The organism is Corynebacterium sp. KPL4035, assembly GCF_037908325.1.
GTDB lineage: Bacteria > Actinomycetota > Actinomycetes > Mycobacteriales > Mycobacteriaceae > Corynebacterium > Corynebacterium kefirresidentii.
The window spans coordinates 1-3,163 of sequence record NZ_JBBMGF010000024.1 but is presented as its reverse complement, the minus strand read 5'-3'; the positions used below and the strand labels follow the sequence as shown (position 1 = coordinate 3,163).

The window sequence follows — 3,163 nt, the reverse complement described above, 5'->3', positions numbered from 1 at the left end:
TGGAGCGGATGACGAGACTCGAACTCGCGACCCTCACCTTGGCAAGGTGATGCGCTACCAACTGCGCTACATCCGCATTGCGCCGCAAACTTTTATTCCGTTGCGGTGCGAGAAGAAACATTATCGTGCTCCGCGCCAGTTTCCAAATCCCCAGCCCAGCGCCTTGCTTTTAACCGCCGATATTCCACGTTTGTACGTTCCCAAATCACACCGGTGTGATTCTTGTGGACCGCAGGCGCCCAGCCGCCTCCCGCTCATGAGTAGCCCTACGCAGCCAATTAGGTATTTGAATTTCAAGCGGTGTACATTTAGCCACCGCACGGTCCTATAGCTCAGTGGGAGAGCGTTCCGTTCACACCGGAAAGGTCACTGGTTCAATCCCAGTTAGGACCACCACTTCCCCGCCCAGCGCTCCTCTTCACAAGGAGCCTGGGCGGGTTACTTTGTGTGCCGGTAAAGTGTTCCGTCGTGTTGTGGATCCTTTTAGGCGTTATCGCTGGGCTCGTTTTGCCCGTACAGACCCTGGTTAATACGCGCTTGCGCTTGTCAACAGGCACGCCCTTTTCTTCTTCGCTTATCTCTTTCGCCGTGGGCACGGTGACCTTGCTCGTTATCGCCACCGCTGTCACCGGCGGTGAATTCGGCCTTTCCCGCACAGCTGGCCAACCACTGTGGATATGGTTCGGCGGTTTGCTCGGCGTAGTTGCGCTTACTGGGAATATTCTCCTATTTCCCCCCTTGGGTGCCGTCCAGACCGTAGTTCTTCCCATCGCCGGTCAGATCATCATGGGGCTCGTCATCGATCACCTTGGGCTCTTTGACTCCCCTATATCCCCGCTGACCGTGGTTCGCATGCTAGGGGCTCTCATCGTCCTAGGCGGAGTAATCGCCATCGTCGCCGGCCCCAGCGCGCCCACGAAGCGTGAGGACAGTGCCACAGCGCTGTGGATGTGGCGCTTAGCGGGGTTTGTTTTTGGCTGTTTTACTGCAAGCCAATCCGCGATCAATGGTCACCTGGGCCAGATTACTGGCTCACCTGTTAGCGCGGCTTTAGTTTCTTTTAGCGTCGGGGTATCTGCCCTTGCCATTGTGAATATTGTTCTACGCTGGCGACCTCGCATTGAGCGCCCCGAGGGGAAGAACAATCCCTGGTGGATGTGGGTTGGTGGCGTCCTGGGTGCGTTGTTTGTTTTTGGCAACGCGGCTTTGGTACCACAACTGGGCACGGGGCTTACCGTGGTCGCGGCTCTGCTCGGCTCCATGCTGGGGTCCCTACTCATTGATCGCTTGCGTGGCGCCCGCGTAACGCTGCGCCAGGTAGCCGGCATTGCAGTGATACTGGTCGGCGTGATTCTCATCCGTCTGGTGTAGCCCGTCTTGCTGAGGTTATGGCGCTGTTATTGCCATGCTGGGCACTCGCCGCTCTGGCTACACTGGGATGACATGGATATCTCTTCGCTTTTGGGTCCTGATTCCCGCGGCACATTCACCATCCGTACGAATATGGTCAGCACATTGACCGGATCGGCGACGATGAACCATGTCTCAGAAGACATGGGAAATGACACCGATGGACAACTTTTTGCAGCTCTACGGGACTGGGCAGACGTGGTGTTGGTGGGCGCGCAAACGGTGCGCGCAGAAGATTACTCCGGCGTTGTTCCTAGCACCGATGGCTCGCGCCCAGCTCCTATTGCAGTGCCTTCTCGCAGCCTTGATTTCGATATCGACTCGGACTTTTTTACAGACTTTACTACCCCACCTGTCATCTTGGCCCCACACAGCAGCTGGGAGGATGAAGACATCGTTACCCGAATCGAGGCTATTGAAAGCACGGGGGCGGAGGTCTGCGATGCCGGTGAAGGAAGCGTGCGCGACTACATATCCGTCCTGAAGGATCGCGGGTTTAAGCGCGTGCTATGTGAAGGCGGACCAGGAATGATTGGGCAATTAGTGGACGCCGATGCGATTGACCAGATGTATTTGACCCTGGATCCGCATCTGTCTACCGGCGTAGAGACTCCGATGGCTACTTTTAAGGGCGAGCATTCCCACCGCCGCATGCAGTTGGAAAATGTCGCGGCCGATACGGATGGCACGGTGTTTCTGCGGTATTCCCGCACCCGCGAGGACGTAGACTAAGGGCCCGTGAATTCCCGAATCAATGTTGCCGCTTGGCCCGTGGCCGTATTGCTCGTTGTGCACCGCGTATTCATCATTGCGCGCAACGGCACGCCAACGGATGATTTCACCACCGTGTATAACGCGGTGGCGCGCATGTCCAGCAGCCAGCCGGTCTACGAGCAGGCCTATAACCACGTTGACCCGCTGTATCTGTATACCCCGGGAGCCACGCTGCTGCTTGCGCCATTAGGGCACCTAGACTTCTCACTTGCGCGAGGACTATTCATCGTGGCGAATGCGGCCGCGATCATCGCGGCACTGGCGGTGCTTACCCTTATAGTGGACCGCAAGCTCACCTCGCCCGTGTGGCCGGTATCTATTGCGCTGGCGTTTGTCACGGAGTCAGTGACCAATACGCTTGCCTTTACCAATATCAACGGCGTTCTCTTGCTGTGTCTGGCCGTGTTTTTGTGGGCCTTTTTGCGGGCCGAGCGCACCCCGTGGTTGGGCTGGGTGGCAGGCGTGGTCATTGGCCTTGCCATCGTCATCAAGCCGCAGTTTGCGCCGCTGCTCTTCCTGCCCTTGGTAAAGCTCCAGTGGCGCAGTCTCGCCGGAGGCATCGGAGTTCCGGTGATTCTCAATCTACTGGCGTGGCCGGTGGTGCCGGGCGCCAGCGGCTTTTTCGAAAAGCTGCTGCCCTATCTTTCGGAAACTCGTGACTATGCCAATTCTTCCTGGGCGGGTTTCCACGCCTACGTTAATTTTGGCGCCGGGTTGTATTGGACCGTGTGGCTGATTTTTGCCGGTCTTACGGCCGCAGCGATTCTCGGGCTTTTACGCTGGCGCAACTCCGACCCAACCTTGTGGGCACTGACCACTAGCGGGGCGATAATGGTGGGAATTTTCTTCCTGTCTTCCCTAGGCCAGCAGTACTATTCCATGTGGCTTTTCCCGCTGATGTTTACCGTTGTGCTCCCGCGCTCGGTATTTCATTCCGCAGGAGCGTGGTTGGCCGCATTTCTCTTTTTGGCTCCGGTCT

At 57.4% G+C, this 3,163-nt stretch carries 3 protein-coding genes and 2 tRNA genes; 4 read left to right on the top strand and 1 reads right to left on the bottom strand.

Features of this window, described 5'->3' with window-relative positions; translation table 11 throughout:
* Nucleotides 1-76, bottom strand: a tRNA-Gly gene (locus WMP96_RS11635).
* A 245-nt stretch (nt 77-321) separates the two neighbouring features.
* Between WMP96_RS11635 and WMP96_RS11630 the strand changes: the two genes are divergently transcribed.
* The 4 genes from WMP96_RS11630 to WMP96_RS11615 all read left to right on the top strand — a co-directional run.
* A tRNA-Val gene (locus WMP96_RS11630) sits at nt 322-396 on the top strand.
* Between the two features lie 72 nt (nt 397-468).
* The gene (locus tag WMP96_RS11625) at nt 469-1,371 is read left to right on the top strand and encodes a DMT family transporter (RefSeq protein WP_301715701.1); all 903 of its coding nucleotides are present in this window, start codon (nt 469-471) and stop codon (nt 1,369-1,371) included.
* 72 nt (nt 1,372-1,443) lie between these two features.
* On the top strand, nt 1,444-2,142 hold the full coding sequence (locus WMP96_RS11620; RefSeq protein WP_023021416.1) for a pyrimidine reductase family protein: 699 nt from the start codon (nt 1,444-1,446) through the stop codon (nt 2,140-2,142).
* 6 nt (nt 2,143-2,148) lie between these two features.
* A partial coding sequence (locus WMP96_RS11615; protein ID WP_340433597.1) for a glycosyltransferase family 87 protein occupies nt 2,149-3,163 on the top strand: 1,015 nt, incomplete at its 3' end.